The sequence below is a fragment of the Stenotrophomonas sp. JAG2 genome (genome assembly GCF_041080745.1).
Classification (GTDB): Bacteria; Pseudomonadota; Gammaproteobacteria; order Xanthomonadales; family Xanthomonadaceae; genus Stenotrophomonas; species Stenotrophomonas maltophilia_AA.
Genome location: NZ_JBEUMH010000010.1, coordinates 1 through 24321, shown reverse-complemented (window position 1 = coordinate 24321; position 24321 = coordinate 1). Strand labels below are relative to the sequence as shown.

At 65.6% G+C, this 24321-nt stretch carries 18 protein-coding genes; 10 read left to right on the top strand and 8 right to left on the bottom strand.

The genetic code is table 11. From position 1 onward, the window contains the following. The first annotated feature begins 9 nt into the window (after window positions 1–9). The 5 genes from AB9O74_RS13685 (at window position 10) to AB9O74_RS13665 (ending at window position 7367) form a co-directional block, all read left to right on the top strand. Window positions 10–1341, top strand: a complete 1332-nt coding sequence (locus AB9O74_RS13685) for a peptide MFS transporter (RefSeq protein WP_369349625.1) — start codon at window positions 10–12, stop codon at window positions 1339–1341. 433 nt (window positions 1342–1774) lie between these two features. Further along, window positions 1775–3970, top strand: a complete 2196-nt coding sequence (locus tag AB9O74_RS13680; RefSeq protein ID WP_369349624.1) for a TonB-dependent receptor — start codon at window positions 1775–1777, stop codon at window positions 3968–3970. 159 nt (window positions 3971–4129) lie between these two features. Then, window positions 4130–5173: a DUF1611 domain-containing protein gene (locus AB9O74_RS13675; RefSeq protein WP_176989819.1), complete on the top strand. Its 1044-nt coding sequence runs from the start codon at window positions 4130–4132 to the stop codon at window positions 5171–5173. After that, complete coding sequence (bla, locus tag AB9O74_RS13670; protein WP_369349623.1) at window positions 5170–6174, top strand: class A beta-lactamase; 1005 nt, start codon at window positions 5170–5172, stop codon at window positions 6172–6174. Before AB9O74_RS13675 ends, bla begins: the two co-directional genes overlap by 4 nt. Continuing rightward, complete coding sequence (locus tag AB9O74_RS13665) at window positions 6171–7367, top strand: hypothetical protein (RefSeq protein WP_369349622.1); 1197 nt, start codon at window positions 6171–6173, stop codon at window positions 7365–7367. Before bla ends, AB9O74_RS13665 begins: the two co-directional genes overlap by 4 nt. On the opposite strand, the gene AB9O74_RS13660 is transcribed toward AB9O74_RS13665, so the two are convergent. Further along, on the bottom strand, window positions 7337–8248 hold the full coding sequence (locus AB9O74_RS13660; RefSeq protein WP_176989816.1) for a LysR substrate-binding domain-containing protein: 912 nt from the start codon (window positions 8246–8248) through the stop codon (window positions 7337–7339). The two genes, AB9O74_RS13665 and AB9O74_RS13660, sit on opposite strands and share 31 nt — an antisense overlap. Window positions 8249–8510: 262 nt before the next feature. Here AB9O74_RS13660 and AB9O74_RS13655 point away from each other — a divergent pair, with 262 nt between their 5' ends. From AB9O74_RS13655 to lpdA, 4 genes are read left to right on the top strand one after another with little or no spacing between them, the layout of a single operon-like run. Continuing rightward, window positions 8511–9761 (top strand): 3-methyl-2-oxobutanoate dehydrogenase (2-methylpropanoyl-transferring) subunit alpha, encoded by a 1251-nt coding sequence (locus AB9O74_RS13655; RefSeq protein ID WP_369349621.1) that lies wholly within the window; start codon window positions 8511–8513, stop codon window positions 9759–9761. Window positions 9762–9766: 5 nt separating this feature from the next. Beyond that, window positions 9767–10810, top strand: coding sequence for an alpha-ketoacid dehydrogenase subunit beta (locus AB9O74_RS13650; RefSeq protein ID WP_070427218.1), 1044 nt, complete (start codon window positions 9767–9769; stop codon window positions 10808–10810). 3 nt (window positions 10811–10813) lie between these two features. Next, entirely contained in the window at window positions 10814–12145 is a 1332-nt protein-coding gene (locus AB9O74_RS13645; protein WP_369349620.1) for a dihydrolipoamide acetyltransferase family protein, read from the top strand. Window positions 12146–12148: 3 nt separating this feature from the next. Beyond that, a complete protein-coding gene (gene lpdA / locus AB9O74_RS13640) occupies window positions 12149–13555 on the top strand; it encodes a dihydrolipoyl dehydrogenase (RefSeq protein ID WP_369349619.1) in 1407 nt (468 codons plus the stop codon). A gap of 131 nt (window positions 13556–13686) precedes the next feature. Here lpdA and AB9O74_RS13635 read toward each other — a convergent pair whose 3' ends face one another. Both AB9O74_RS13635 and AB9O74_RS13630 read right to left on the bottom strand, forming a co-directional pair. After that, complete coding sequence (locus AB9O74_RS13635; RefSeq protein WP_369349618.1) at window positions 13687–15057, bottom strand: MFS transporter; 1371 nt, start codon at window positions 15055–15057, stop codon at window positions 13687–13689. After that, window positions 15054–15506 (bottom strand): hypothetical protein, encoded by a 453-nt coding sequence (locus AB9O74_RS13630; RefSeq protein WP_369349617.1) that lies wholly within the window; start codon window positions 15504–15506, stop codon window positions 15054–15056. Before AB9O74_RS13630 ends, AB9O74_RS13635 begins: the two co-directional genes overlap by 4 nt. 229 nt (window positions 15507–15735) lie before the next feature. On the opposite strand from AB9O74_RS13630, the gene AB9O74_RS13625 reads away from it, so the two are divergent. Then, the gene (locus AB9O74_RS13625) at window positions 15736–16185 is read left to right on the top strand and encodes a helix-turn-helix domain-containing protein (RefSeq protein WP_346488996.1); all 450 of its coding nucleotides are present in this window, start codon (window positions 15736–15738) and stop codon (window positions 16183–16185) included. A 180-nt stretch (window positions 16186–16365) separates the two neighbouring features. Here the strand turns inward: AB9O74_RS13625 and AB9O74_RS13620 are convergent, their stop codons facing one another. From AB9O74_RS13620 to guaB, 5 genes are all read right to left on the bottom strand, one after another. Continuing rightward, the gene (locus AB9O74_RS13620) at window positions 16366–18984 is read right to left on the bottom strand and encodes a M20/M25/M40 family metallo-hydrolase (RefSeq protein WP_369349616.1); all 2619 of its coding nucleotides are present in this window, start codon (window positions 18982–18984) and stop codon (window positions 16366–16368) included. A gap of 110 nt (window positions 18985–19094) precedes the next feature. Further along, the gene (locus tag AB9O74_RS13615; RefSeq protein ID WP_369349615.1) at window positions 19095–19472 is read right to left on the bottom strand and encodes a hypothetical protein; all 378 of its coding nucleotides are present in this window, start codon (window positions 19470–19472) and stop codon (window positions 19095–19097) included. 20 nt (window positions 19473–19492) lie between these two features. Beyond that, window positions 19493–20344: an RHS repeat-associated core domain-containing protein gene (locus AB9O74_RS13610; RefSeq protein ID WP_369349614.1), complete on the bottom strand. Its 852-nt coding sequence runs from the start codon at window positions 20342–20344 to the stop codon at window positions 19493–19495. Window positions 20345–20979: 635 nt separating this feature from the next. Beyond that, on the bottom strand, window positions 20980–22545 hold the full coding sequence (gene guaA / locus AB9O74_RS13605) for a glutamine-hydrolyzing GMP synthase (protein WP_282263967.1): 1566 nt from the start codon (window positions 22543–22545) through the stop codon (window positions 20980–20982). A gap of 112 nt (window positions 22546–22657) precedes the next feature. Continuing rightward, window positions 22658–24115, bottom strand: a complete 1458-nt coding sequence (guaB, locus tag AB9O74_RS13600; protein ID WP_123729717.1) for an IMP dehydrogenase — start codon at window positions 24113–24115, stop codon at window positions 22658–22660. Window positions 24116–24321: the final 206 nt, after the last annotated feature.

Sequence of the window (24321 nt, the reverse complement as noted above, 5' to 3'; positions counted from 1 at the left end):
CCCCGCCCGATGACCGTCGATGCACCGCGCAAGGCCTGGTTCGGGCAACCGCCAGGCCTGACCATCCTGTTCCTCACCGAGATGTGGGAGAAATTCTCCTACTACGGCATGCGGGCGCTGCTGGTCTATTACATGACCAAGCAGCTGTTGTTCTCGCAGGAACAGGCCTCGATGGTCTATGGCCTGTACACCGCGCTGGCCTACCTCAGCCCGGTGTTCGGCGGGATGCTCGCCGACCGCTGGCTGGGCAAGCGACGTGCGGTGATCCTGGGCGGCGCGATCATGGCGTTCGGGCACTTCCTGATGGCCTTCGATGCGCTGCTGTATCCCGCACTGCTGGCGATCGTGCTCGGCAATGGCCTGTTCCTGCCCACCCTGCCCGGCCAGGTCGGGGATCTCTACCAGCGCGATGATCCGCGCCGTGGCTCGGCGTTCAATGTGTACTACGTGGGCATCAACCTCGGTGCGTTCCTCGCCCCGCTGGTCTGCGGCACGCTGGGGGAGGTGTATGGCTGGCATGTTGGCTTCTCCGCGGCCGGCATCGGCATGCTGCTGGGGCTGGTGATCTACATCACCGGCCGCCGCCACCTGCCGCCGGATCCGCCGCGCAGCGAGCGCGCCACGCTGCCCTTCTCCGCGCTGTGGCAACCGGCCTATCGCCCGCTGCTGCAACTGATGGCGATGATTGCCGGCCTGATCGTGGTGTTCCGTCTTGCCTACGAGCAGATCGGCAACACCATCGCGATCTGGCTCGACACCGGCGTGGACCGCGTGCTCACCGCGGATTTCACCCTTCCGATGACGTGGTTCTTCTCGCTCAATCCGCTGCTGGTCTTCCTGATCACCCCGCTGCTGGTGCGGCGCTGGATGCGGCAGGCCCGCGACGGCCGCGAGCCGGCCGCACTGACCAAGATGGCGATAGGTGCCGCCGTGGTCGGACTGTCGTTCGCGCTGGTGGCGATACTCGGTGGCGAACCAACGGCCAAGGTCGGCTGGCTGTGGGCCGCGCTGTTCTTTGCGATCTTCACCTTCGGCGAGCTCTTCATCCTGCCGGTCGGACTGGGTCTGTTCGCCCGCCTGGCCCCGGTCGGCTTCGGCGCCACGATCATCGCGTTCTGGTTCCTGGCATCGTTCGGCGGCAACCTGCTGGCCGGGGCGGTCGGCACGCTGTGGTCGACGCTCTCCAGCGCGGTGTTCTTCTCGCTGATGGCCGGTACCTGCATGATCGTCGCCGTGCTGCTGCTGCGTCTGGAACGACGCGCCCGACCATTGCTTGCCGGCAATGCTGCACCTGCACCGCAGGAAGCCGCCCCGGCTGACGGCACGGCCACCGCACGGTGAGGCTGCGGCACTGACCATTGCCATCGGCCGCGACCTGGATCGCGGTCGATGCCGACCCGTTCGCCGGTGTACGCCACCCGGCGCGGGTCAGAGGCGCCGACGCGCCCCGAGCGCGCAAACGTAATGCTGCAATGCGATAGCCCTGAACGGGACGATGTTTTCTGATTGCGCTTGACATATACCTGATCAGGCTAAATATTCCTTGCATAGGATTTGTAGGGATGTCGAAATGCCCGATCAGCTTCCGCACCGCCCCGACCACCGCCGATCTGGCCCTCTGGTCGCGCTGACCTCCCGCCTCGGTTTCGACGGCACGGGTGTCGCCATTCCCCCGCGTCACCTCACCACACGGCTGCCCCAGCCGTGGATGACTGTTGTGCCTATTGCCCGACTTCGTTCCTGATTCCAGAGAGCCCGCCACATGCGCAAGCCGATGAAACGTTCGATCCTCGCCTCCACCGTCACGCTGTGCTGCATGAGCCTCGCCACTGCGGCGATGGCCCAGAACGCCGATGCCGAAGGCGGCCGCAGCACGCCCGATGTCGTCGAGCTCGATCGCGTGGTGGCCACCGCACAGAAGCGCAGCGAGAACGTCATGGAGGTGGCGGCCGGCGTCAGCGTGATCAGCGAAGAGCGGCTGGAAGCGTTCGGTGCGACGCGCCTGAACGACTTTGCCGCCTACGTGCCCGGCTTCCAGGTCGACAGTGGCGGCGCACCGGGCCAGACCACGATGGCGCTGCGCGGCGTGGCACCGCTTGGCGGCGGCTCGATCATCGGCACCTACATCGATGACACCCCGATCGGCCCTAGCAGCAACAAGCAGCGCGCGACCACCTACGCGCTGGATCTGCTGCCGTATGACATCCAGAGCGTGGAGGTGCTGCGCGGCCCGCAGGGCACGCTGTACGGCGCCAGCTCGATGGGCGGCCTGTTCAAGTACATCACCAAGGCGGCCGATCCGGACGGCTTCGAGTTCCGCGCCGGCATGGACGTCAACGCCACCAAAGAGGCCGGCGACGTGGGCACCGGCGTGCGCACCTCCTTCAACGTGCCGCTGATCGAAGGCAAGCTGGGCATGCGCGCCAGTCTGTCGCGCCAGGGCACCCCCGGTTACGTCGACCAGCCCGACCTCAGCGGCGAGGATGCCAAGGACAGCAACGGCTACTACCAGCTGGCCTCGCGCCTGGCGCTGACCTGGCGCATCAGCGACACCGCCAACCTGCGCGTGCAGGCACTGTCGCAGATCGTGGACGCCGACAATTCCAGCGCGGTGGGCCTGACCTATCCCACGCTGGAGCCGATCCGCGGCCCGCTGGAAGGCATCCTGCAGCGCGCGACGCCGTACCGGATGGAGACCGACTACTACTCGGCGATCCTGGACTGGGATCTGGGCAACGTCGATTTCGTGTCGGCCACCAGCTTCTCCGAAACCCGCATGGATGAAGTGCAGGACTCCACGCTGGTGTACGGCGCGGCATGGCCCCTGCTGACGCCGTACCCGGCCGGCCAGGCGCAGTTCGATGTGTTCCTCGGCACACGCAAATGGACCCAGGAGTTCCGGCTCAGCTCCAAGGAAAGCGAACGCTTCGAATGGCTGCTCGGCACCTTCTTCACCGGTGAGAAGAACACCAACCGCCAGCAGGTCAGCGCCTACGATGCGAATGGCATCCCGCTGCCCTTCAATCCCGGCACCGCGAGCCTGCCCGGCACCTATGACGAGCAGGCGATCTTCGCCGATGTCACCTACAAGTTCAGCCCCCGCTTCGATGTCTCCGCCGGTGTGCGGCACGCGCGCAACCAGCAGGATTTCGAGCAGCACAGCATCGGCCTGCTGTACGGCCCGCGGCCGATCGATCTGGCCGACTCCGCCGATGACAACGTGACGACGTGGAAACTGGCCTCGCGCTGGCACCTCAACGACAGCTCGATGATCTACGCGCGCTACGCCACCGGCTACCGCCCGGGCGGGCCGAACGTATCGACCTCCGGCGTGGTGCCGATGACCAAGGCCGATACGCTGGACAACCTCGAACTCGGTTTCAAATCGCACTTCTGGGACCGTCGCGCGATGATCGACATGGCGCTGTTCCGGATCGACTGGGACGACATCCAGGTGCGCGTTTCGGAGAACGGCCTGAGCTGGATGGGCAACGCCGGCAGCGCGCGCAGCCAGGGCGCGGAACTGAGCTTCATGGTGCGGCCGGCCGAGCGCCTGACGATCGGCCTCAATGCCGCCTACATCGATTCGAAGATCGGTGACGTGCCGCCGTCCAGCGGCCTGGTCTCCGGCAGCCGCATGCCGATGACGCCGCGGCTGAGCTGGTCGAGCACCATCGACTACGACATCGATGTGAGCGACCAGTGGCAGGGCCGGATCGGCGCCGGTTATCGCGTCACCGGCGAGCGGGTGGCCGGTGCGTACGACATCGACAGCTACAACGCGCTGGACCTGCACGCCGAGCTGACCAACATGACGTGGACCGTGCGTCTGTATGCGCGCAACGCCACCGACGAGCGCGCTTACGTCTCGACCGGCGCCGTGCGGGACGCGCTCAACCGCTACGTCGCCGTGACCGGCGTTCCCCTGCAGCCGCGCACCATCGGCATGTCGATCGACTATCGCTATTGAGGGGCGTGGAACAGACCGACAGAAGAGAACGGAGAATTATCCTGATTAGGTTGCATATTCTCTGATTAGGACTTATACAGATCGAACCAGGTCAACCAACAGCGAGTCCTCGCCGTGAACGCCTCTCCTCTCTTCTCTCCCGCGACCACTGGAACCCTCATGAGCCCGACGCCCACCGCTGCCGTACAGGCCCTCGCCGCCCTCCCCCAGCCGTACCTGCTGTTCCTGGGCGACACCACCGAAGCCGGCTTCGCCAAGACCGCGATCGGCCTGCACGACTGGGCGCCGGAAGTGTGCGTCGCCGAATGGAGCCTGCCCGGCTGCCCGATCACCACCGGCCTGCCCACCATGACGCCGGCCCAGGCGCGCGCCGCCGGTGCGCGTGCGATGGTGATCGGCGTGGCCAACGGCGGCGGCGTGATTCCCCCGCAGTGGCTGCCGGCGCTGGTCGACGCCCTCGAAAACGGCCTGGACCTGGTCAGCGGCATGCACCAGAAGCTGGGTGACATCCCGGAACTGGCCGCCGCCGCCGAACGCCATGGGCGCGAACTGATCAACGTCCGCGTGCCGCCGCGCGGCATTCCGGTCGGCAACGGGCGCAAGCGCACCGGCAAGCGCGTGCTCACGGTCGGCACGGACTGCGCGCTGGGCAAGAAGTACACCGCACTGGCCCTGGCCCGCGGCCTGCGCGGGCTCGGCGTGGATGCCGACTTCCGCGCCAGCGGCCAGACCGGCATCCTGATCGCCGGCAGCGGGATTCCGATGGACGCGGTGGTCGCCGATTTCTCGGCGGGCGCCGCCGAACTGCTCAGCCCGAATGCAGCCGACGACCACTGGGATGTCATCGAAGGCCAGGGCTCGCTGTTCCATCCCGCCTACGCCGGCGTCAGCCTCGGCCTGCTGCACGGCAGCCAGCCGGATGTGTTCGTGGTCTGCCACCAGCCGGGGCGCAAGCATGTGCTCGGCTATCCGGACTATCCGCTGCCCTCCATCGAGGAAGTGATCGCGTTGACCGTGCAGCTGGGGCGCCGTACCAACCCGGACATCCGCTGCGTCGGCGTCAGTCTCAACACCCATGGCATGACCGAAGCCGCGGCGTCGGCCGCCTGTGCGGAGGTCAGCGCGCGCCTGGGTCTGCCGGTGGCCGACCCGATGCGGCAAGATGGGGAATTCAATCGTTTGCTGGAGGCCTGCATCGCATGAAGATGACATCCCGTACCTTGAGCCTGTGCGTCGCGGCTGTGATGGGCCTGAGCCCGCTTGCCGCCTTCAGCGCCAGCCGGACCAGTCCGGTGGAAACCGAAGTCGCACGCCTGGCCACGTTGATCGACGGCAAGGTCGGTGTCTCGGCATGGCGCCTGGATGGCAAGGGCGAGCAGGTGCATCTGAATCCCGATGAAGGCTTCCCGATGGCCAGTACGTTCAAGGTCGCCGTCGCCGCCGTGATCCTGAGCAAGGTGGATGCCGGCGAACTGGCGCTGACCACGATGGTGCCGGTACCGAAATCCTTCTATGTCGATTCGGAAGTGATCGCCGACCGTTTCATCCACGACGGCGTGAGCCTGTCGGTGCACAACCTGCTCGAAGTGATGTTGACCCAGAGCGACAACACCGCCACCGACGTGCTGGTGGCCCAGGCCGGTGGACCGGCCGCGGTCACCGCCTGGCTGCGCGCACACGGCATCGAAGGCCAGCGCCTGGACCGCAACACCCGGCAGTTGCTCAGCGACATCTTCGGCCTCGGCGATGAGCCGCTGACCAAGGAACGCGTCGCGGAACTGACCCTCGACCCCGAGGTCGTCAAGCGCACCAAGTCCGGCAGCGAGGCCTTCGACAAGGATCCGCGCGACACCTCCACGCCGCGTGCGATGTCGACCCTGCTGACCCAGCTGTTCACCGGCAAGGCACTCAGCCCGGCCAGCACCGAGGTGCTGGTGCAGATCATGGAGCGTTGCCGGACCTGCAGCGCACGCCTGCGCGGCAGCCTGCCGCCGGGCACCAAGGTGGCCGACAAGAGCGGTACCGTCGCCGGCACCGTCAACGACGTCGGCGTGGTCACCCTGCCCGACGGCAACCAGTTCGCGATCTCGGTCTTCGTCAAAGCGAGCAATGCCCCGCGCAGTGAACGTGAGCGGGTGATCGCCGAGATCGCGCGCACGGTGCGCGACTTCTACCTGCTGCAGCCCACGGCCGCCCGCAAGTGACCGCCGCCGCCAGCCGGTTCCAGCGGTATCTGTTGCCCGGTCTGGCGTTCAAGTCGGCCGTGATCGGCGGCGGATACGCGACCGGCCGTGAGCTGGCGGAGTTTTTCCTGCCATCGGGCCCGTGGGGTGGCCTGGCCGCGATGGTGTTGTCGATGCTGATCTGGAGCGTGATCTGCATCCTGACGTTCCTGTTGGCACGGGCGATCCGTGCCAACGACTACCGCACCTTCTTCCGGCATCTGCTGGGCCGTGGCTGGTGGACCTTCGAAGTCGCTTACCTGGCGTTGATCGTGGTGGTGCTGGCGGTCTTCGGCGCGGCCGCCGGCGAACTGTCGGCGACCATGTTCGGCTGGCCGCGGCTGGTCGGCACGCTGGTGCTGGTGGCGATCATCACCGGCGTGGTGCAGGCCGGCACCACCGCCGTCGAACGCATGTTCAAGCTGATGTCGGCCTTCATGTACCTGGTGTACGCCATCGCGGCGTGCCTGATCCTGTACCGCTTCGGTGGCGGCGCGATGGCGCAGCTCTCCAACACCCATGAACTGGGCAAGGACTGGGTGCTCAACGGGGTCACCTACGCCGGCTACAACATGTTCGCCGCCGTCTCGATCCTGCTGGTCGTGCGCCACCTGCTGTGCCGCCGCGATGCGGTGATCGCCGGTGCGCTGGCCGGCCCGCTGGCGATCCTGCCGGCGATCGTCTTCTATGTCTGCATGATCGCGTTCCTGCCGGACATCGCCGACGCGCCGCTGCCGTCGGACCTCATGCTCGGCCAGCTCGGCCTGCCGTGGTTCCAGTGGCTGTTCCGCCTGATGATCATGGTGGCGCTGGTGGAAACCGGGGTCACGCTGATGGCCTCCGTGGATGGCCGCATCAGCGTCAACTGGAAGGAACGCACCGGTGCCGCACCGAAGCGCGGGGTCCGCGTGGCGATCATCGTGGCGATCCTGCTGATGGCCGTGTTCATGGCCGATGGAATCGGCCTGGTGGCACTGATCGCGAAGGGATACCGGCTGCTGGCGTACGCGATCCTGGCCACCTACGTGGTGCCGTTGCTGGCCTATTCGGCGTGGCAGATCTGGTCACGCCGTGGCCAGGCCTTCACCGCGCCCGTGGGCGACCTGCCCGATCCGCGTCCCGCGTTGGCCGATGCCATCGGCGCTCATCCGCCACAGGCGAAGACCAGGAACTGATGCAGTGCGCGTGCCGGCGCGGACAGGTCTTCGTCCGGGCGCCAGACCAGGCCGACTTCCATCGGCGGCACCGCGTCGGTGAGGGTGCGTACGTCGATCCGGCGCCCCTCCAGCGACCACGGCCGATAGACCATGTCCGACAGGATGCTGACCCCGAACCCGTAGGCGACCATGCCGCGCAGCGCTTCCAGCGACGAGGTCCGGAACACGACGTTGGGTTCGCGCCCGACCGAGCGCCAGTAGCGCATCGCCGACTCCTGGCCCTCGTCGACCATCAGCATGATGTACGGATACGGCTCCACGTCGGCCGGGCTGATCACCGGCAGCTGCAGCAGTGGGTGCGACTCGGCCAGCCACAGTTGGCGGCGCGAGCGGATCAGCACCTGGCGCCGCAGTACATAGGGCTCGGCCATGTTGGAAATGATGCACAAGCCGAAGTCGAGGTCGCCGCTGCTGACGCCCTGCTCGATCGCGGCGCGGTCCATGTCGACCAGGTCGACCTCCACCTGCGGGTAGGAGCGCTTGAAGCGCGCCAGCAGGCTCGGCAGGAAGTAGCCCAGCACCGTATAGGACGCGCCGATCCGCACCCGGCCCGGGAGGGTATTGGCGAGGAACATCGGCTCGCTGAGCGCGTCCTGCAGCGTATCCAGGATGTGCCGCACATGCTGGTGGAAGCGATGCCCCTCGGCGGTGAGGCCGACCCCGTGCGGCATGCGGTCGAACAGCTTCAGGCCCAGCGAGGCTTCCAGCTGGGCGACTGCCGTGGTGATCACGGATTGGGAGACGTGCAGCTTGCGCGCGGCCTGCGAGAACTGCCCCAATTCAGCCGCTTCGGCAAAGTAACGCAGCTGGCGCAGGGTCATGTTGGCGGGGATTTGCATGCACGGGCTCCCACGGAATGAAGATATCTGAATAAACAATACCTCATACGCAATTAAACAAATTTACGATAAGCCGCTGTGCCTCTAGACTTCACACTGGGTGCAATGCGCCATGGCCCCAGCCGCCTTGCAAGCGCTGGTCCTTACCCGCTTCGCGACGAGATCCCGCCCGGATGTCGGCGCGCCAACATCGCCATTACCGTTGCCCCCCGCCTGCGGTATGCCTGTAGCTCCATGACCCAAGCCCAGCGAGGCCCCTGACATGTCATCACCCCAGATTCCCGCCACGAGCGAGCCGTTGCATCTGCACGTGCCCGAGCCCAGCGCCCGTCCCGGCCAGGCCACCGACTTTTCCTATCTGAAGCTGAGCCCCGCCGGCGCGGTCGACAAGCCGCCCGTGGACGTGAGCGCCAGCCAGACCGCGCCGCTGACCGGCCAGCTGATCCGCGTGCTGGACGACAACGGCGACGCCGTGGGTCCGTGGGCCGCCGACATCGACGACGCAGTGCTGCTGCGTGCCATGCACGCCATGCTCAAGACGCGCGCCTATGACGCCCGCCTGCTGATCGCCCAGCGCCAGAAGAAGACCTCGTTCTACATCCAGTGCCTGGGTGAAGAAGCCATCGCCGTCGGCCAGACCCTGGCGCTGCGCGATGACGACATGCAGTTCCCGACCTACCGCCAGCAGGGCATCCTGATCACCAAGGAAGTCTCGCTGGTCGACATGATCTGCCAGGTGCTGTCCAACGCGGCCGACCCGCTGAAGGGCCGCCAGCTGCCGATCATGTATTCGTACAAGGACTACGGCTTCTTCTCGATCTCCGGCAACCTGACCACCCAGTACATCCAGGCCGTAGGCTGGGCGATGGCCTCGGCGATCAAGGGCGACACCCGCATCGCCACCGCATGGGTGGGTGATGGCGCGACCGCCGAAGGCGACTTCCACGCCGCGCTGACCTTCGCGCACGTGTACCGCGCCCCGGTCGTGCTCAACGTGGTCAACAACCAATGGGCGATCTCCACCTTCCAGGCGATTGCCGGCGGTGAGAACACCACCTTCGCCGCCCGCGGCGTGGGCTACGGGATTCCGTCGCTGCGTGTGGACGGCAACGATCTGCTGGCCGTGTACGCGGCCTCGCGCTGGGCCGCCGAACGCGCCCGCAGCAATCTCGGCCCGACCCTGATCGAGTGGGTGACCTACCGCGCCGGCCCGCATTCGACCTCGGATGATCCGTCCAAGTACCGCCCCGCCGACGATGCCCAGCACTTCCCGCTCGGCGATCCGATCGACCGCCTGAAGCAGCACCTGATCAAGCGCGGCCTGTGGAGCGAGCAGCAGCACGACGAAGTGCGCACCGAACTCGATGCCGAGGTCCTGCGTGCCCTCAAGGAAGCCGAAACCCACGGGTTGCTCGGCAGCGACAACCGTCCCGGCGCGGCCCTCATGTTCGAAGACGTCTACAAGGACATGCCCGAACATCTCCGTCGCCAGCGTCAGCAGTTGGGAGTCTGAACACCATGAGCGGGATTGAACAGAACAACACCGGCGGCACGCCGATGACCATGATCCAGGCGCTGCGCTCGGCGATGGACGTGATGCTGGAACGCGACGACAACGTGGTGGTCTTCGGCCAGGACGTGGGCTACTTCGGCGGCGTGTTCCGCTGCACCGATGGCCTGCAGACCAAGTACGGCAAGCAGCGCGTGTTCGATGCGCCGATTTCCGAAAACGGCATCGCCGGCGCGGCGATCGGCATGGCCGCCTACGGCCTGCGCCCGGTCGCCGAAATCCAGTTCGCCGATTACATCTACCCGGCCTACGATCAGATCGTCTCCGAAGCGGCGCGCATGCGCTATCGCTCCGGTGGCAGCTTCACGTCCTCGCTGGTGTTCCGCACCCCGTGTGGCGGCGGCATCTACGGTGGCCAGACCCACAGCCAGAGCCCGGAGGCGATCTTCGCGCACGCCACCGGCCTGCGCACCGTCATGCCGTCCAACCCGTACGACGCCAAGGGCCTGCTGATCGCCTCGATCGAGAACGACGATCCGGTGATCTTCCTGGAGCCCAAGCGCCTGTACAACGGCCCGTTCGACGGTCACCACGACCGCCCGGTCACCGCGTGGTCCAAGTACCCGGACAACCTGGTGCCGGAGGGCTACTACAACGTGCCGCTGGACAAGGCCGCCATCGCCCGCGAAGGCAAGGCCCTGACGATCATCACCTACGGCACCACCGTGTGGGTGGCCAAGGCCGCCGCCGAAGATGCCGGGATCGACGCCGAAGTGATCGACCTGCGCAGCCTGTGGCCGCTGGATCTGGACGCCATCGTCAACTCGGTCAAGAAGACCGGCCGCTGCATCGTGCTGCACGAAGCCACCCGCACCTGCGGCTTCGGCGCCGAACTTGTCGCGCTGGTACAGGAGCATTGCTTCTACCACCTGCAGGCACCGGTGGAACGCGTTACCGGCTGGGACACCCCGTATCCGCACGCGCAGGAATGGGACTACTTCCCGGGTCCGTCCCGGGTCATCGATGCAATGCAGCGCGTGCTGGAGGATTGAACCATGGGACATCACGTCATCAAGATGCCGGACATCGGTGAAGGTATCGCCGAAGTCGAACTGATCACCTGGAAGGTCGAGGTCGGTGGCCCGGTCGCAGAAGACCAGGTCGTGGCCGAGGTCATGACTGACAAGGCCATGGTCGAGATTCCCTCGCCCGTCTCAGGCACCGTGGTCTCGCTGGGCGGCAAGCCCGGCCAGATGATGGCCGTCGGCAGCGAGCTGATCCGCCTGGAAGTGGACGGCGCCGGCAATGCCAGTGCCGCCAGTTCACCGGCCGCTGCCGCGCCGGCCGAACCGGTTGCTGCGCCCAAGGCTGCCGCACCTGCGGCCGCCACGGAGCCTGCACCGGCTGCGACGCCGGCCAAGGCCGCCGCGGCATCCGCACCCGCCTGTGCCGCCAAGCAGGACGCGCGTGGCGCGGTCACCAACGGCGTGCTCACCGCCGGTGAAGCCCCGCTGGCCTCGCCGGCCGTGCGCCGCCGCGCCTGGGACCTGGGTGTCGAGCTGCGCTACGTGCCGGCGACCGGCCCGGGTGGTCGCATCCTGCAGGCCGATCTGGATGCCTACGCCGCCGCAGGTGGCAAGGCACAGCCGGTCGGTGGCAGTGCCGGCGGCAGCAGTTACGCGCGCCGTACCGGCGAGCAGCAGGTGCCGGTCATGGGCCTGCGCCGCAAGATCGCGCAGAAGATGCAGCAGTCGTGGTCGACCATTCCGCACATCACCTATGTGGAAGAGATCGACGTCACGGAAGTGGAAGCCCTGCGCGCCAGGCTCAATGAGCGCTGGGCCAAGGAACGCGGCAAGCTGACCCTGCTGCCGTTGCTGGCACGCGCGGTCGTGCTGGCCGCACGCGACTTCCCGCAGATGAACGCCCGCTACGACGACCAGGCCAACATCGTGACCCGCTACGAGGGCGTGCAGCTGGGCATCGCGACCCAGAGCGAGGTCGGCCTGTCGGTGCCGGTGGTCGCGCATGCCGAGTCGCTGGACCTGTGGCAGACCGCCGCGGAGATCGCGCGCCTGGCCAGTGCCGTGCGCGTGGGCAAGGCCACCCGCGAGGAGCTGTCCGGTTCGACCATCACCATCAGCAGCCTCGGCGCGATTGGTGGCCTGGTCTCGACCCCGATCATCAACCATCCGGAAGTGGCGATCGTCGGCGTCAACCGCATCATCGAACGCCCGATGTTCCGCGAGGGCCAGGTGGTGGCACGCAAGCTGATGAATCTGTCGTCCTCGTTCGACCATCGCATCGTCGATGGCATGGATGCGGCCGAGTTCGTGCAGGCGATCCGTACCCGCCTGGAAACCCCGGCCCTGCTGTTCGTGGAGTAAGCGATGTCCAATACCCTTCAAACCCAGTTGCTGATCATCGGCGGCGGTCCCGGCGGTTACATCGCCGGCATCCGCGCCGGCCAGCTCGGCGTCAAGACCATCGTGGTCGAGGGCGTCAATCCGGGTGGTACCTGCCTCAACATCGGCTGCATTCCGTCCAAGGCGCTGATCCATGCCGCCGAGGAGTTCGCCAAGGTCACCGCGTATGCGGCGGGCACCTCGCCGCTGGGCATCAGCGTGCAGGCACCGTCGCTGGACCTGGCCAAGACCGTCGCGTGGAAGGCCGGCATCGTCAAGAAGCTGACCGGCGGCGTCAGTGCACTGCTGAAGAAGAACGGCGCACAGCTGATCAAGGGCTGGGCCACGATTGTCGACGGCAAGACCGTCGAGATCGCCGGTGCCGCGGAAGATGGCGGCACGCTGCGCATCGCCTGCGAGCACCTGCTGCTGGCGACCGGCTCGGTGCCGGTGGAACTGCCGTTCCTGCCGTTCGGCGGCAAGGTCATTTCCTCGACCGAAGCCCTCTCGCCGACCTCGCTGCCGAAGCAGCTGATCGTCGTCGGTGGCGGTTACATCGGCCTGGAGCTGGGCACGGTGTACCGCAAGCTGGGCTGCGAAGTGACCGTGGTCGAGGCCCAGGAGCGCATCCTGCCGGCCTACGACGCCGAGCTGACCAAGCCGGTGGCCACGCACCTGGAGAAGTCCGGCGTGAAGCTGCTGACCGGCCACAGCGTGCTCGGCCTGGCCGACAACGGCCAGCTGCGCGTGCGCGATGCCAACGGCACCGAGATCACGCTGGATGCTGACCAGATCCTGGTCGCGGTCGGCCGTCGCCCGAAGACCGACGGCTTCAATCTCGAATCGCTGCAGCTGGAACTGACCGGCAAGGCGATCAAGATCGACGACCAGTGCAAGACCTCGATGCGCAACGTGTGGGCGATCGGCGATGTCGCCGGTGAACCGATGCTCGCGCACCGCGCGATGGCACAGGGCGAACTGGTGGCCGAGATCGTCAGCGGCAGGAAGCGCCACTTCGTGCCGGCCGCGATTCCTGCGGTGTGCTTCACCGATCCGGAAATCGTGGTGGTCGGGCTGTCGCCGGACGAGGCCAAGGCACAAGGCATCGAGGCCAAGGTCGCGCTGTTCCCGTTCGCCGCGAATGGCCGCGCAATGTCGCTGGAATCCACCGATGGCTTCGTCCGCGTTGTCGCGCGCAGCAGCGACCACCGCATCCTCGGCTGGCAGGCCGTGGGCGTGCAGGTGTCGGAACTGTCGATCGCCTTCGTGCAGTCCATCGAGATGGGCGCCACGTTGGAAGACATCGCCGGCACGATCCATCCGCACCCGACCTTGGGTGAGGCGGTGCAGGAAGCGGCATTGCGTGCGTTGGGGCATGCGCTGCATATCTAGAAGAACAAACGGCCCGCATTGCGGGCCGTTTGTTCTAGAGGGTAATGGTAGATCCGGGCCATGCCCGGATGTTGCGCCGCCGCCCAGGAGGCTTACGGGAAGACCGTCGGCGCAGCGCCATCAACACCTTCCTACGTGTCCACCCGAAGTGCACTTAGAACACCAGCTGCCAGCGTCAGCGTGGCACCGACCCCCAAAGCAAGCATCGGCGCCGTGTCGACGGGGAAACGGGCAAAGATCAGAGTCATGACGACCCCGCCGACGGTTTGCCCCGCCAGACGGGCCGTGGCCTGCATGCCTCCGGCAGCACCGCTTCTTGCGCGGGGCGCCGCCAGGAACAGGTTGCGATTGTTGGGCACTTGGAAAAAGCCAAAACCCAGCCCGCACAGCACCATGAAGATCACCAAGGGGCGTGCGCTCTGCTGTAGATCCCACATTGCGGTCGCAGACAGCCCGGCCGCTAGACATGCACTGCCTACGACGCACAGCCAAGCTGTTGAGACGTGATCAGCAAGACGGCCAACCAATGGCGCCGCGATCGCCACCGTCAGGGGCCAGGGCGCCATGTAGAACGCCGTCATCAAGGGTTCCAGCCCGAGATTGTGCTGCAGGTAGAACGGCAGCGCCAGCAAGCCGAGGGTTATGCCGGCGAAACAGCAGAACGATGCGACCACCGAAGTGCGAAACGAAGGCGTGCGCAGCAGGTCCAGAGGAATCAACGGCATCTCCTTCGGCAGTTCCCGTCGGATCAAGGCCGCCAGGGTGATGGCTGCGGCACCGATCAGCAATGCCGCTGGCACGGAATGCGCAGTCAGTAGTTCCATGCCGACGACGAGCGATGCAAACGCGGCGGCGTTCAAGACGACACTGATCCTGTCGAGGGGGCACGCCGTGCCCTTGACGTCAGGTAGTGCGCGCGTGGCAAGAAGAACCATTGCGCCCAACGGCAGGTTCAGAGCAAATAGCCACGGCCAACTTGCGCCAGCGAGGATCGCGGCGCCGATGGTGGGGCCCGCCGCAGACGAGAGCGCCACGGCCAGCGCGTTCCAGCCGATCGCGGTTCCGAACCGGTCTTGGGGCACGATGGCGCGAAGCAAGGCGATGCCGAGCGCCATGATCGCGGCAGCACCTAGACCTTGAAGGAAACGCGATGCGACGAGCCAAGGAAGTGATGGCGACACTGCGCACAACACGGACGCGGCGGTGAACAGCGCAACTCCGCCGGTGAAAACCCGACGATGGCCAAGACTATCCCCCAGCGCGGCGCACGGCAGCAGGGCCATCACCACCGCGAGCTGGTAAGCAGTGATGATCCAGATCGATGTTCCCGGGGACACCTGTAAAGAGCGGGCCATGCTCGGTAGTGCAACGTTGACCACGGCTGCGTCGAGGACGGCGAGAACCATGGCCATTAACACGGCAACAATCGCGGCAGCCCTCCGTCGCCCAGGCAGCTTTGGACATTGTTCCATCGCGGCCACCGGTGCGAGCGGGGCAGTCACGAGCCTTCCGGCATCCATGTTCCATCGCGATCAACGTACCGGGTAACGCGATGCTCTTCTTTGTCCTCCTTCTTCAGGTCACGCTCCGTGAAGCGGAACAGCAACGCGGGTCCACTCACGCAACGTGTGTCGTGGATATCCCCCGGAAGATAGACCTGGACCTCGCCTGGACGCACCGTTGTCGACCCTCTCCGCACCAACTGAACGCTGCCGTCGGCGCTGACCACGCGGGCGTAGGTACCCATTTCGATTTCACCCTGTTGAAGTGCATAGATGACCCACCCCCGGCCGTGGTCGTGAGGCGGCCTATACAGCCCCAGTGTTTCGGTGTGTGCCAAGAGAACGAACCCATTGAGGGAGTCGCGGTGCAGTTCCTTGTTTGCTGGCGCATCCCGATGCAGTTCCTCCAGCCAACCCTCAGTGGCCGGCGCCTTGAGGAGATGCTCCAAGTGGCCTCGACACGCAGCGACAACCGTAGTGCTGAGTGGCCCCCATTCCTTCGTTATGGCCTCCATCGCGACCTCCAACGAGCTACGAATGGAGTCTGCCTCCAGACTCTGCGTGGACCGGGAACGTTCAGGGCTGACCGGTATGTCGTTCAATTTGCTTTTCCTTGACGTGATGAGATGTGAGTTGGACTATGCAACTTCAAGTCAACTTGAGGTCAAGGGGTTTCGCATGGACATCGCCGAGGTGGCAAAGCGGTCTGGTGTGCCCGCTTCAGCGCTGCGCTACTACGAGGAGAAGGGCTTGATCGCCTCGACGGGACGCTCCGGGCTCCGGCGAATCTTTTCGCCTTCTGTCGTAGACCAGCTTGCGCTGATTGCACTGGGGCAATCTGCAGGCTTCTCCCTCGATGAAATCAAGGTCATGTTTTCCGCGGATGGGCGGACAAACATCAACCGCAGCGCTCTGACAGCGAAAGCCGACGAGGTGGACGCTACAGTCGCAAGGCTAAAAGCGCTGAGCAAGGGTCTGCGGCACGCGGCCGTGTGCCCGGCCGAGAATCATGCTGACTGTCCTACTTTCCAGGGCCTGTTGCGCGCAGCAGGATCGGCCAGGCTTTCCTCGCCTAAACACCGGTCCGACCCAATGTCGCCGACTGCCGCTTTCCAGCGCAGCAGGTAACTTCACTCGATACCGACCCGAAAATCGTAGGGGTCCGGCTGTCGCCGGATGCCTTGCAGCACCAGAACAAACGGCCCGCACTGCGGGCCGTTTGTTTGCATCGGTTCCGGTAGATCGCAACGGGCAGCAGTGGAGGCTGGCCGTGACGGAGGGGCCACCCGCCCTCCATCCCGTCGGGCGTCAGCGCCCACCCTGGTGCGCGCCGCCCTCCGGGCTCACGCGCGTCGCGCCAAGAATCCAGGTCATGTCCGAGGTCGACCACGGCACGATGTGCGCAGACCGCGCAGGCAGTGGCGCCGCATCCTTCGGCCAGCCATCGATTCCCGCCGCGGCCTGCACCTCGACCGGACCGCCGTCCGCTGGCCACCGCAATTCGATCCCGTCCGGGCCCGGTGCCTGCCAGCGCAGACGCGACCAGCGGTCCGCCTCGTCCAGCAGGGGCACCGCTTCGCCCTGCAACTGCACATTGCGTACCACCGCCCCGCTTTTCAGCCGTACACGGAGTTCGCGCGTGCCTGCGGGTGCCAGCACGCGCAGCACCGATTGGCCGGTGGCGGCATCGAACGACGGCTCGAAGCGAACCCGCTCCGGCACCGCGATGGCGTCGGCCTTCGTCGCCCAGACACCTGCCCAATCCAACGCCGGAATCGGCAGACGGGCAGGCTCACCCTGCCCTACCCGCAATGCGCCGCGGCTCCAATCGGACAGCTGTGACAACGGACTGACGCGGTGGTACTGCTGGTTGTCTGGATCGGCGACGAACAGCGCCTGGGACAGTTCGGGATAGCGCGTGCGGTCCGCCTGGGTGAGCGACGCGGCGGCCAGTACTCCTGCGGCAGACAACAGCGTGACGAACGCGGCGATGGCAAACCAGCGTCCGCCATGGGCCACCCGTACCCACGGCAGCAGCAACATGGCGAGCCACGCGAACGGCAACGCCAATACTTCCGGCGTACCGAAGCCGATCGCCTCGAACAGTTGCAGCGCGAAATGGAAGACATGCGCCAAGGCGAATGCGGTGATCACTGCCGCGGCAAGGACACGTAATGCGGTCAGCGGCGCATGCGCCGGCAGCAGCCAGACCACCGCGGCCACCGCCAACAACGGCCACAGCAGCAACGGTGCCAGTTCCGGTGCGAGCACCTGCACGACCGCGCCGATGATCCAGGCCACCAGCAACGCCCCCAGCCGCATGCTTTCCCCGCGCACCGCGGCACCTGCACTGGTCCAGGCCAGCAGCGCCACCACCACGCCCAGCACCAACGCTATGGCATCGAACCCACCCCGCAGCGAGGCGCATGCGCCCGCCAGCACGGCGAGCACGGCCGCTGGCTTACGCGCCGCCCTGCAAAGCGTCAGTGCGCCCAGCGCCAGCACCACGCCGATCGCCAACAGCCCCTCGCCTGCCGCCAGTTTGGAGAACGCCGCCAGCAGGTCACGATTGTTCACCAGCGTGGCGTCGCCGCCGCCCAGCAACCGGTACGACACACGCACAGCCAGCGCCACCGACAGCAGCGCCAACGGCCACCACGCCACGCCACTGACCATGCCCCGCCAGCCGCCCTGATTGAACGTGGCCCGGCGCGCGACCACGACAAGGACCAGCAGTCCAAATGCCAGCACGCACCAGCCCGACCACGTCGGCACGCTGATCATCCAGCCGCCGGGAAGATCGCTGTAGATCGCCTCCTGGGTGGAGGTCGGCAGCGTCGCCGAGGTCGCCAGCTGGCGCACCATAGGCAGCACCTGCGCGCCCATGTGCTGCACGCTGCCCGGGTCGAGGTTCGCCACGCTCGCGGTCGCGGCGTGATAGTCGATCTGGCTGCCGATGATCGCGAAGTTGAGCCCCGGAATGCCCTTCTGCGCCGGCACGGTGAAGTCGGTGCCGTTGGGCATGTAGCGGTAGACGAAACCGGTCAGCGAGTTGCCCAGCGGCTGCGGCGCGAGTTTGGCGAACGTGCCCAGCAGCGCCGCGTTGCCCGGCCCGGTTTCGAACACCACCGCACGGCCACTGCTGCCGCGTGCTTCCAGATTGATGACGGTGCCGATGCGCGACGCGAGCGGATGCGACGCGAAGAACGCACGTGCGCCGAGCAGGCCGGCCTCCTCCGCATCGGTGAACAGGAACACCACGTCACGCTGCCGCACGTCACGCTGCAGAGCACGGGAGATCTCCAGCATCACCGCCACGCCAAGGCCATCGTCGGCCGCGCCGGGCGAATGCGGAACGGTGTCGTAGTGCGCCATCAGCAGCACCGCCGGCAGGCTGCGATCGCGGCCCGGCAGTACCGCGACCACGTTCTCGACATTGGCCGCGCGCACACCACGTCCGTCGCCCGAACCGTACTCGGCGGCTGCGTGCCCGCGGTGCACGGCCACCTGCAGTCCGGCCTGCTGCAGGTGGTTCACCAGTTGGTCGCGTACCCTTGCCGCAGCCGCTGAGCCGGTGGGATGCGGCTCGGCCGCGATCCAGCTCAAGTGCTGCATCGCACGCGCGGCCGAGAACTCAGCGGTGGCGATACTGGCGGGCTGTGGCGGCGGGGTTTTCTGCGCGCTCCAGGCGGACCATGCGGCGATGACGATGCTGAGGAGCAGCAGTGGCAGCCTGTAGAGAGCGACCACCCGAGAGGCACGCGAAGTGTTCATGCGACCACCTTTGAATCGAGCAGCGTGAAGCAGAAAAGAGTTCCGAACACGGCGCAAATCCAAAAGAGGGACATTCGCAGGATTACAAAGCCATTTCCGTTCTGTCAAACATTTTTCTGATTCGCCTAAAATGCATACGCACTCAATACTCACCTGGCGTCAGATGTCCACGGGGTAACAGGTGAGCCTGATCGCTAGTGAAGATCAACCTTGGGGGGGGGGTAGAAACGGGATCTGTCCCCGGGAAAGATCAACTCGTGCTTTCATCGAGAATCCATCCGCCATCGCCGCCCCAATTCAGTCCCCAGCAGAACCGAGAACACTGTGACAGCCCAATCCAGCAGCCAGAGCGGAGACTGAGGATTTGTATCACCGATTGCAAATAGAAGTAGAGCGCCAAGCAGTTCATGAAGTACAAGCACGGAGAACGCATGGAGATACAGCGATCGCGCCTGTACTAGCGCCAGCCTGACGAACACCGCACTCACAACGACAGCGTCCAGCAGATAGTTGGTCGAGAATCGAAGCGCCAGCCGCACTGCCGGCAGTTCACTGCCCATCGGGCTGTCAGTCAACGCACTGACGGAAATTCGCAACACAAGCAGAGCGATGGCGAAGACGACAACTCTAGGAATGTTCATGAATTCCCCCTGCAGCCAAGTCAAGGCACGCCGCCCTTATCACGCCAGTCGGTGGGTGCTGGCGACTCAGTCATTATGTGTGGATCTCCAGAATCCTTACCCCCGCGAGAACGCTCAACTGTAGCCTCGACCGTATCACCTACCGCTTTTCCGACTGCCGCCCCTACAAAGTCGGCGGCACCCTTACCTATTTTTCCGTCCAGAACCTTCGCCGCAATTTGGCCAGCCACCTCACCCGATACAGCCCCAGCCCCCTGCCCAGTGGCGTCCTCTCCGCTAGCGACCTTGATTGTTACTTCAACCGCGTCTTTCACTGGCGCCACGGCCGTAAAATCGATGATCGTTCCGGCGATCTGGAGATCCTGTCTGTTCTGCCTATCCACCTGCGCTTGGGCCTTCTCGAAATCGCCACCGTTGTCCACCATCGCGCGAATCCACCGCCCGATCTTCTTGCCCATTGCTCTCGACTGACGACCGTCCGGGTCGGTGAATGCGTAAGGGTTGTTGAATGCATAGGCATATCGGTGAAACTGCCGCCAGTCGCCCGTCTCATAAGCCATCACCGGATCGACAGACAGGAACCGCCCTATGCTGGGATCGTAGTACCGCTGCTGCATGTAAATCAGTCCCGTGACTGCATCCTGCACGTGGCCGGTATAACCCGGTCCGTCGCGCAGCTCGGGCAGTAATTGCATGCCATACGGCTCGTATTCTCGTCGTTCAATGATGCGACCGCTGCTATCGGTCACAGCGACGATGGAGCCCAATGCATCGGTGTGCGTGTACTTGACCGTCTCCTGCACCTGGGCTTGCGCCGCGGTGCCCACGAGCAGGAGCAGCCACGGCAGGTAGGGCCATGCTTCTCGGCTCATGACTGCAACTCGTCAGATCCGAATTCCGCTATCGAGATCGGTGGGGATGAGTTCCACAAGATGCTCGACCGGGCTGCACCACGCCAGACAGCCAGACTTGCTGCAGATCCACCCGACATGGCCCAGTGGACTTTGCGCCGCGTACTGGATATCGCCATGCATCGGCAAGCGCGCTTCCCCGGCGTCTCGAGATCGTTAGTGTCGTGACGGTAGGTTGACGAATGACCAAACCACATTTCCACGCCCCTGGATTGGAGTTGTGTGTAGAAAGTAGTCAGAAGGAATAGCTGTCGAAATAGGAAACCTCCGCGCCTGCCTATCAGGAGGGCACGTCAGGAATTCTGTGTCCGGGCATAACGAGTTGAAGAGGAGCATGTATGCCGGGGCATCAGCGTGCGCGACATCCGCTCCAACCTGCCCGGCAACGCGGCAGCCAAGTCTGTCCACCTCTGCCGTCGAGGTCTGCCAGGACGTAAATCAATCCACCCGAGGAGTTTCGCCTTTTCGCTTCGTCGTGCTTGCGCCTGGCTGCACTTACACGACAGCGCCCTTCTCCGGATGTTCGGAACGTGGGATCAGTGGAGAAGCCAGCCACATAAGACAAGGGCGCCTCTCGGCGCCCTCGTTCTTTCAACTCATTCCCACTCAATGGTCGCCGGCGGCTTCCCCGAGATGTCGTAGACAACCCTTGAAACCCCCCGCAGCTCATTGATGATCCGGTTGCTCACCGTGCCCAGGAAGTCATACGGCAGGTGCGCCCAATGCGCCGTCATGAAATCGATGGTCTCTACCGCACGCAGCGCAATCACCCACTCATACGCGCGCGCATCACCGACCACGCCCACCGACTTCACCGGCAGGAACACCGCGAACGCCTGGCTGGTCTTGTCATACAGATCCGCCTTGCGCAGTTCGTCGATGAAGATGGCATCGGCCTTGGCCAGCAGTTCGGCGTATTCGCGCTTCACTTCGCCGAGGATGCGCACGCCCAGGCCCGGGCCCGGGAACGGATGGCGGTAGACCATGCTGCGCGGCAGGCCGAGCTCGACGCCGAGGCGACGCACTTCGTCCTTGAACAGCTCACGCAGCGGCTCGACCAGGCCCAGCTTCATGTGCTCCGGCAGGCCGCCGACGTTGTGGTGGCTCTTGATCACGTGGGCCTTGCCGGTCTTGCTGCCGGCCGACTCGATCACGTCGGGGTAGATGGTGCCCTGCGCCAGCCACTTGGCATTCTTCAGCTTGGTGGATTCTTCATCGAAGATGTCCACGAACAGGTTGCCGATGATCTTGCGCTTGGCTTCCGGATCGCTCACGCCTTCCAGCTTGCTGAAGTAGCGGTCCGCGGCATTCACGCGGATCACCTTGACGCCCATGTGCTCGGCGAACATCGCCATCACCTGGTCGCCTTCCTGCCAGCGCAGCAGGCCGGTATCGACGAACACGCAGGTCAGCTTGTCGCCGATCGCCTTGTGCAGCAGCGCGGCCACGACCGACGAATCGACGCCGCCGGACAGGCCCAGGATCACTTCGTCATCGCCGACCAGTTCGCGCACGCGGGCGATCTGGTCGTCGATGATGTTGGCGGCGGTCCACAGGGTCTCGCAGCCGCACACGTCCACCACGAAGCGGCGCAGCAGCGCCTGGCCCTGCAGGGTGTGGGTCACTTCCGGGTGGAACTGCACGCCGTACCAGCGCTTCTCTTCGTTGGCCATCGCGGCCACCGGGATGCGATCGGTCACGGCGGTGACGGTGAAGCCCGGGGGCGCGACGGAGACGTGGTCGCCGTGGCTCATCCAGACGTTCAACTTCGGCTCGCCACCGTGGTCGCTCAGGCCCTTGAAAAGCGCATCCGGGGCGACGACGTTGACTTCAGCATGGCCGAACTCACGCTGGTCGGCCGCTTCGGTGGCACCACCGAGCTGGGCGGCCAGGGTCTGCATGCCGTAGCAGATGCCGAAGATCGGCAGGCCGCTGTCGAACACTTCCTGCGGCGCGGCGGGCGCGCCCGGCAGCGTGGTCGATTCCGGGCCACCGGACAGGATGATGCCCTTGGCGCCGAACGCGGCGATGTCGGCCGGGTTGTGGTCCCATGCCCAGATCTCGCAGTACACGCCGAGCTCGCGGATGCGGCGCGCGATCAGCTGGGTGTACTGGGCGCCGAAATCGAGGATGAGGATCTTGTCGTTATGGATGTTGGTCATGGTGCCCGGGCAATGCAGGAGTGAATACGGGGAACACAGATTCGTTACCGGCGGCGGATAGAGAAAGAGGAACGGGAATCAGCTTCCTCGTTCCTCTTTTGCTCATGCCGCGTCAGGCGCGGTAGTTCGGCGGCTCTTTGGTGATCTGCACGTCGTGGACGTGGCTCTCACGTTGGCCGGCGCCGCTGATCTTGACGAACTTCGGTTTGCTGCGCATGTCTTCGACGGTGCCGCAGCCCACGTAACCCATGGTGGCGCGCAGGCCGCCCATCAGCTGGTGGATGATGCCGCCGACCGGGCCGCGATACGGCACGCGGCCTTCGATGCCTTCGGGCACCAGCTTGTCGGCGCTGGAGGCGTCCTGGAAGTAGCGGTCCTTGGACCCCTTCTCCATCGCGGCCAGCGAGCCCATGCCGCGGTAGCTCTTGTAGGAGCGGCCTTGGAACAGCTCGGTCTCGCCGGGCGATTCCTCGGTACCGGCCAGCAGGCCACCGATCATGATGGTGGAGGCACCGGCGGCCAGCGCCTTGCCGATGTCGCCGGAGTAACGGATGCCACCGTCGGCGATCAGCGGGATGCGGTCCTGCAGCGCCTCGGCGACCAGGTCGATCGCGGTGATCTGCGGCACGCCGACACCGGCGACGACGCGCGTGGTGCAGATCGAGCCCGGGCCGATGCCGACCTTCACCGCGTCCGCGCCGCTGTCCAGCAGCGCCAGTGCGGCTTCACCGGTGCAGATGTTGCCACCGACGACCTGCACCTGCGGGAAGTGCTTCTTGACCCAGCTGACGCGGTCCAGCACGCCCTGCGAGTGGCCGTGCGCGGTGTCGACCACCAGCACGTCCACCCCGGCGGCGACCAGCGCCTCGACCCGGCGGTCGGTATCGCCACCGACGCCGACGGCCGCGCCGACCAGCAGGCGGGTGGCGGTGTCCTTGGCGGCGTTCGGGTAGTCGGTGTTCTTCTGGATGTCCTTGACGGTGATCAGGCCGCGCAGGGCGAATTCATCGTTGACGACCAGGATCTTCTCGATGCGGTTGCGGTGCAGCAGCTGCAGCACTTCATCCGAGGCCGCGCCTTCCTTGACCGTGATCAGGCGATCCTTCTTGGTCATGATGTGGCGGACCGGATCGTCCAGCTCGGTCTCGAAGCGCATGTCACGGTGGGTGACGATGCCGACCAGCTGACCGCCGCCGTCCACTACCGGCACGCCGGAGATGTTGCGCGCCTGGGTCAGGGCCAGCACGTCGCGGATGGTGGTTTCCGGGCCGACGGTGATCGGGTCGCGGATGACGCCGGCCTCGAACTTCTTGACCTTGGCGACTTCGGCAGCCTGCTGCTCGACGCTCAGATTCTTGTGGATGATGCCCATGCCGCCGAGCTGGGCCATGGCGATGGCCAGGCGGGCTTCGGTGACGGTATCCATGGCAGCCGAGAGGATCGGAAGCTTCAGCCGCAGGTCGCGCGTCAGGCGCGTTTCCAGACTGACATCCTTGGGCAGGATGATGGAATGAGCGGGGACGAGGGAGACGTCGTCGTAGGTGAGAGCTTCAGCCTGGATGCGCAGCATCGGCATACCCGAGATGTGGGGAAGCGCGACATTTTACCCTGATTCGGGCGTCTTTGGCAGGGGTCGGATGCGACGCTGTGTCGCGCCGGCAAACGCCGGTTCAGGACGGTGGCAGGCGACCGATGAATCCGCCAAAGCCTACCCGCGGTAGTACCGGCCGCTGGCCGGCAACCTCATGACCCTTCGGCGGCGCTACGGGGTTGCCG